The sequence below is a fragment of the uncultured Brevundimonas sp. genome (assembly GCF_963974615.1).
In the GTDB taxonomy this organism is placed as follows: Bacteria; Pseudomonadota; Alphaproteobacteria; order Caulobacterales; family Caulobacteraceae; genus Brevundimonas.
In genome coordinates, this window is sequence record NZ_CAXBDH010000032.1 from 1 (window position 1) to 6,371 (window position 6,371).

A 6,371-nucleotide genomic window follows, 5' to 3' on the forward strand; every position below is an offset into this window, starting at 1 on the left:
AGCAGGTCCCAAGGGTATGGCTGTTCGCCATTTAAAGTGGTACGTGAGCTGGGTTCAGAACGTCGTGAGACAGTTTGGTCCCTATCTGCCGTGGGTGTTCGAAGCTTGAGAGGATCTGCCCCTAGTACGAGAGGACCGGGATGGACATACCTCTGGTGGACCTGTCGTGGCGCCAGCTGCGCAGCAGGGTAGCTATGTATGGAATAGATAACCGCTGAAAGCATCTAAGCGGGAAACTAACCTCAAAACAAGGCTTCGCTGAGGATCGTGGAAGACTACCACGTTGATAGGCCAGGTGTGGAAGCGCGGTGACGTGTGAAGCTTACTGGTACTAATAATCCGATCGGCTTGATCGTTTCTCAGCAAAACTCATTCGATTTTACTAAAACTGACAATGTCTTCTCTCATCTTTATCTGTCCGGTTGACCTGGTGGTTATGTCGGAGATTCCCCACCCGATCCCATTCCGAACTCGGTCGTTAAGGTCTCCAGAGCCAATGGTACTTCGTCTCAAGGCGCGGGAGAGTAGGTCGCCGCCGGGTCTACCAGACAGATAAAGTTGAGCTTCTCGAACCCATTCTTCCTTCACAACATTCTCTTTCCATCTTTGTCGCGGGATGGAGCAGCCCGGTAGCTCGTCAGGCTCATAACCTGAAGGTCGTAGGTTCAAATCCTACTCCCGCACCCAAAGTTCAGAACCCCATGGCCCAGGCCGTGGGGTTTTTTTGATTCTGCCCCGGAGTGCTGGAACCGGCGGCGAAAACCGCGTACTCCGCCGCCTTCAACCGCCGCCGAGGGCCCATGACCACCAGTTTTTATGACCGCGTCGCCGCCGAACTCGTCGATATCGACGCCCAGGGGCTGACCAAGCCCGAGCGGGTGATCGCGTCCCGGCAGGGGCCGGTGATCGAGGTCGGGGGCCGACAGGTGCTGAATTTCTGCGCCAACAACTATCTCGGCCTCGCCGGTGATGAGCGTGTGGTGCAGGCGGGCATTGAGGCTCAGAACCGCTGGGGTGCGGGCACGGCCTCGGTGCGGTTCATCTGCGGCACGCTGGAAATTCACAAGACGCTGGAACGGGCCATCGCCGACTATCTCGGCTTTGAGGACACCATCCTGTTCGCCGCCGCGTTCGACGCCAACGGCGGGATCTTCGAGCCGCTGTTCGGGGCTGAGGACGCCATCGTTTCGGACAGTCTCAACCACGCCTCGATCATCGATGGTGTGCGGTTGTGCAAGGCCAAACGCTATCGCTTCGCCAACTCCGACATGGACGAGCTGGAGAGCCGGCTGAAGGAGGCCCGGGCGGCCGGGGCGCGCAATATCGTCATCGCCACCGACGGGGCCTTTTCGATGGACGGCTATATTGCGAAGCTGAACGACATCCGGGCGCTGGCCGACCGGTATGATGCCCTGATCATGGTCGACGACTGCCACGCCACCGGCTTCCTCGGCCCGCAGGGGCGCGGGTCCTATGCGCACCATGGCGTTGAGGTGGACTTCGTCACCGGCACCTTCGGCAAGGCGCTGGGCGGGGCCATGGGCGGCTTCATTTGCGCCCGGAAATCCGTGGTCGAGCTGCTGAAACAGCGGGCCCGGCCCTATCTGTTCTCCAACGCCCTGGCCCCGGCTGTGTGCGGCTCCAGCCTTGAGGCCATCCGCATCGCCAAGGGCGGCGAGGGCGACGCCTTGCGCACCCAGCTGACCGCCAATGCCGCCCGTTATCGCGCCGCGATGACCGAGGCGGGCTTCGATCTGCTGGCGGGTGAGCATCCGATCATCCCGGTGATGCTGGGCGACGCCAAGCTGGCCCAGACGATGGCGGCGCGGATGCTGGAGCTGGGCGTCTATGTGATCGGCTTCTCCTTCCCGGTCGTGCCACGCGGGTCGGCCCGGATCCGGACGCAGATGTCGGCGGCGCACAGCTTCGACCATATCGATCAAACCGTGGCGGCCTTCACGACGGCTGGTCGCGAACTGGGAGTCATCTGAATGGCCGATACGATGAAGGCCCTGGCCAAGACGTCGCCGACTGAAGGCCTCGATCTGATCGAGGCCCCGATCCCGGTCGCCGGTCCGGAAGACGTGCTGATCCGCGTGCATCGCACGGCTGTGTGCGGCACTGACATCCACATCTGGAACTGGGACGAGTGGTCCCAGAAAAACGTGCCCATGCCGATGATCACCGGCCATGAATTCGCCGGCGAGATCGTTGCCGTGGGCAAGGCCATCGACCGGCCACTGAAGGTCGGCCAGCGGGTCTCGGCCGAGGGCCATGTGATCAATCTGAACTCGGAAGCCGCCCGGGCCGGGCATTTCCATCTGGATCCGGCCACGCGCGGCATCGGGGTCAACCGCCAGGGGGCCTTCGCCGAGTTCGTCGTGGTGCCCGCCTTCAACGTTATCGAGCTGCCGGATGAGGTTCCCGACGAGATCGGGGCGCTGCTGGATCCGTTCGGCAATGCCGTGCACACGGCGCAGCAGTTCGACCTGCTGGGCGAGGATGTGCTGGTCACCGGAGCAGGGCCGATCGGCATTATGGCCGCCGCCGTCGCCCGTCATGCCGGGGCCCGGACCGTAGTCCTGACCGACATCAACGACTATCGCCTCGAGCTGGCCCAGAAGGTCGCGCCGGGCGTGCGCACGGTGAACACCACGCGCGAGGACCTGCACGACGTGATCCACGAGCTGGGCATGAAGGTCGGCTTCGACGTGGCGTTGGAAATGTCGGGGTCGCCGATCGCGTTCCGCCAGTGTGTCGACACCCTGATCATGGGCGGTGGCATGGCGATGCTGGGCATTCCTTCCAGGCCGATGGAGACGGACTGGGGCGCGATCATCCTCAAGGCCCTGACCATCAAGGGCGTCTACGGGCGCGAGATGTTCACCACCTGGCGCAAGATGCTGGGCCTTCTCAAGGCCGGTCTGGATCTGCAGCCGCTGATCACCCACCGCCTGCCCTATGACCAGTATCGCGACGGCTTCGCCGCGATGAAGTCGGGACAGTCGGGCAAGGTGATCCTGAACTGGGACAAGGCCTGAATCGTCGACAGGGCATTCCCTTGACCGCGGTCGCCGGGAAGGGGACGAGCAGGCATGAATTATCGCCACAGTTTTCACGCCGGTAATTTCGCCGACCTGGTCAAGCACGCGCTGGTGTTGTGGCTGCTGGAACAGCGTCAGGCTGGCGGGCCGGTAACGGTGCTGGATACCCACGCCGGTGCGGGCCTGTACGATCTGGCGGGGGACGCGGTGCGGTCGCGTGAGGCCGAGGCCGGTATCAACCGGTTGATGGCGAGCGGTGACCGTCCGCCGCTGATCGAGGCGCTGGCAGCGGCCGTGGCGGTGTCGAATCCGGACGGGGCAATCAGCATCTATCCGGGGTCGCCGTTGCTGGTGGCGCGGCGGCTGCGGTCGGGCGACCGTTATGTCGGCTTCGAGCTGAATCCGCCGGTTCTGGCACTGCTGGAAGACGTCCTGATCCCGTTCGCCGCAGCCGGGGCCCGCGGCGGGGACGGTTATGATCAGGTCCTGACCGAGGCGGCCGCGAGCCCGGGGGCCTTCGTGTTGATCGATCCGCCGTTCGAACAGCCGGACGACTATCACCGGGCGGCGGATACGGCGGCGGCGATCCTGCGCGCCGATCCGAAGGCGATGGTGGCGGTGTGGACGCCGATGAAGGACATGGAGACCTTCGACGGCTTCCTGCGCCGGCTGGAGCGGGGCGGCGCGGGGCGGGCGCTGGTGGCCGAGGCGCGGCTGCGGCCGTTGACCAATCCGATGAAGATGAACGGCTGCGCGATGGTGGTGCTGAATCCGCCGCCGGGAGCCGAGGCGGCGGCGAGCGAAGTCTGCGGCTGGGTCACCGAGCGGCTGGGCGAGGCCGGTGCGCGGGCCGAGGTCTGGATCAGTGGCTAGGCCGGGGTGATGACCGCACCCGGGTCGTAGAGGTGGGGTTCGAAGGTGGCGATGGTCATGACCGGTTCCATGGCGGCGGCGACGGCGGGGTGACGGGCCATGGCCTTCCATGCCGCGGCCGAGGACCAGACGGCATGGTTGGCCACGACCTTGCCGTTCAGCCCGCGATGCAGGGTCTGGGAGACGAAGCCGTCGAGGCCGGCCTGGATCCGGGCCATGGCCGCCAGATGATCCATCAGGGCATCCTGATGCGCTGGATCGCATTTGAAGACATTGATCAGGACGACGGGGACAGTTTCGGTCATGGTTGCGCCTTCTAGACTGTGTTTGCTCCGGCGTCTTCCCGTCCGGACAGCGAGGGAAGGCCAGGGACTCTGAATGACTCGAATCGCCATCCTGAAGACCGGCGCGCCGCCACCCGCACTGGTGCCTGAGCACGGCGACTATCCGGCGATGATCCGGACCATGCTGGGGACCGGTGTGGAGACCGAGACTTTCGATGCGCAGTCGGGTGAGTTCCCTGATGCCGACGCCTTTGATGCGGTGATCATCACCGGTTCGCCGTCGGACGCCTATGCCGATGTGCCGTGGATCAATGCCCTGCTGGACTGGATCCGGGCCGCCCGGGGACGGACCCGGCTGGTCGGCATCTGCTTCGGCCATCAAGCCATGGCGATCGCTTTCGGGGGACGGGTCGAAAAATCGAGCCGGGGCTGGGGCATCGGCCTGCACCGCTATGGGGTGACCGCGGAGGAACCGTGGATGGTGCCGACGGCACCGACGGTCGCGATCCTGGCCTCGCATCAGGATCAGGTGGTCGACAAGCCGGCTGAGGCCCGGGTGACGCTGATGAGTGACTTCACCCCCAATGCCGGACTGGCTTACGGCGACGACGCCATCAGCTTCCAGGGGCATCCCGAATTCACCCGGGCCTATGCCGGCGCACTGGCCGAAGGACGCCGCGGGCTGATCGACGAGGCCGTGGTCGACCGGGCACTGGACAGCCTGGAGGCAACGACCGACCGGCAGCTGGTCGGCGACTGGGTCAAACGGTTCGTCACCGGCTGATCACGGCCATTTCACCACCGGCGGCATGGAGCTGAGGATCGAGTCGACATTGCCGCCGGTCTTGAGTCCGAACATGGTGCCGCGGTCGTAGAGCAGGTTGAACTCGACATAGCGGCCGCGGCGGATCAGCTGTTCCTCGCGTTCGGCATCGGTCCAGGTCTCGGTCATGCGGCGGGCGACGAGACGGGGATAGATGTCGAGGAAGGCGGTGCCGACGTCGCGGGTGAAGGCGAAGTCCTTCGCATAGTCGCCGCTGTCGTGGTGGTCGTAGAAAATTCCGCCGGTGCCGCGCGGCTCATTGCGGTGGGCCAGCCAGAAATACTCGTCGCACCATGTTTTGAATTTGGCGTGCCACTCGGGGTCGTGGGCATCACAGGCGGCCTTCATGGCCGCGTGGAAATCGATCGTGTCCGGGGCGTCGGCATGGCGGTCGACATCCAGCACCGGGGTCAGGTCGCCGCCGCCGCCGAACCAGCTCTGCGTCGTGGCGATGAAGCGGGTGTTCATGTGCACGGCGGGAATACGCGGGCTGACCGGATGGGCGATCAGGCTGATGCCGGTGGCGAAGAAGCGGGGGTCTTCGGCCGCGCCGGGCACCGTCTTGGCGTAGTCGGCCGGGAAGGTGCCGTGCACGGTCGAGACGTGGACGCCGACCTTTTCGAACAGTCGTCCGTGCATCATGCCCATGACCCCGCCGCCGCCGTCGGGGCGGGTCCAGGGGGTGCGCACGAACCGGCCCGGCTCGCCGGGAAACAGGTGGTCGGGGGCCTGATCCTCGAGGGTTTCGAAGGTGCTGTGGATCCGGTCGCGCAGGGTTTCGAACCAGGCGCGGGTCTCGACCTTCTTCAGATCCAGCGGGTCGGTGTGTTGGGCGTCGCTCATGGTCAGGCTTGAACCATATCGGGGCGGTTGCCGCTACGGGGCAGGCAGCCGCAGACACGCGCGCCGGACGGCGACGCTATGGAAGGGCAGGCGGAGCGCCGGGCCTTCGCCCGGTGTGCTTTGTGTTTACCGTTTCGACGAAGACAGACGCTCCGCGTGGCGAGTTTTCAGCAGCTTGCGTCGGGTGGCGCTGTTGACGCCTTACCGCAGCGCCGCTGACGGGCGGGTCCTGCTTGCGACAGGAGCCCCGGGCCGGACGGGTATCCCCCCCGCCCCTGACCCCGCTTCACCACTCCCGCCACACGCTAGGTCGCAGGCCAGGCGGCCCTTCCTTGCGACGGGACCGGGGCAGGATGGCATGCGGCTGGAGGGGGGCGGGTGAATGGGCTGGAGAAACGGGCAAGGTGGTGCGGGGCAAGGGATTGGGGGGGAGAATCCGGAGAGTTTTTGTCCTTCTCCCCTCGAGGGAGAAGCAACCATGTCAGTTTGGCGTGGCGGTCCAGG

Annotated in this window: 6 protein-coding genes, 1 tRNA gene and 2 rRNA genes; 7 read left to right on the top strand and 2 right to left on the bottom strand. The window is 65.2% G+C overall.

Features of this window, described 5'->3' with window-relative positions; all coding sequences use genetic code 11:
* The 6 genes from AAC050_RS14390 to rlmJ all read left to right on the top strand — a co-directional run.
* Positions 1–356, top strand: a 23S ribosomal RNA gene (locus tag AAC050_RS14390); the annotation flags it as partial.
* Between the two features lie 70 nt (positions 357–426).
* A 5S ribosomal RNA gene (gene rrf / locus AAC050_RS14395) occupies positions 427–541 on the top strand.
* A gap of 69 nt (positions 542–610) precedes the next feature.
* A tRNA-Met gene (locus AAC050_RS14400) sits at positions 611–687 on the top strand.
* Positions 688–800: 113 nt separating this feature from the next.
* On the top strand, positions 801–1,991 hold the full coding sequence (locus tag AAC050_RS14405; RefSeq protein ID WP_339915774.1) for a glycine C-acetyltransferase: 1,191 nt from the start codon (positions 801–803) through the stop codon (positions 1,989–1,991).
* A complete protein-coding gene (tdh, locus tag AAC050_RS14410; RefSeq protein WP_339915775.1) occupies positions 1,992–3,041 on the top strand; it encodes an L-threonine 3-dehydrogenase in 1,050 nt (349 codons plus the stop codon).
* 54 nt (positions 3,042–3,095) lie between these two features.
* Positions 3,096–3,917, top strand: a complete 822-nt coding sequence (rlmJ, locus tag AAC050_RS14415; protein ID WP_339915776.1) for a 23S rRNA (adenine(2030)-N(6))-methyltransferase RlmJ — start codon at positions 3,096–3,098, stop codon at positions 3,915–3,917.
* On the opposite strand, the gene AAC050_RS14420 is transcribed toward rlmJ, so the two are convergent.
* Positions 3,914–4,222 carry an antibiotic biosynthesis monooxygenase family protein gene (locus tag AAC050_RS14420; RefSeq protein ID WP_339915777.1) on the bottom strand — a complete coding sequence of 103 codons (309 nt, stop codon included), beginning with the start codon at positions 4,220–4,222 and terminating at the stop codon, positions 3,914–3,916. The two genes, rlmJ and AAC050_RS14420, sit on opposite strands and share 4 nt — an antisense overlap.
* A gap of 73 nt (positions 4,223–4,295) precedes the next feature.
* Here AAC050_RS14420 and AAC050_RS14425 point away from each other — a divergent pair, with 73 nt between their 5' ends.
* Positions 4,296–4,985 (top strand): type 1 glutamine amidotransferase, encoded by a 690-nt coding sequence (locus tag AAC050_RS14425; protein ID WP_339915778.1) that lies wholly within the window; start codon positions 4,296–4,298, stop codon positions 4,983–4,985.
* On the opposite strand, the gene hemF is transcribed toward AAC050_RS14425, so the two are convergent.
* A complete protein-coding gene (gene hemF, locus AAC050_RS14430) occupies positions 4,986–5,867 on the bottom strand; it encodes an oxygen-dependent coproporphyrinogen oxidase (protein WP_339915779.1) in 882 nt (293 codons plus the stop codon). It abuts the gene before it with no gap.
* Positions 5,868–6,371 lie beyond the last annotated feature (504 nt).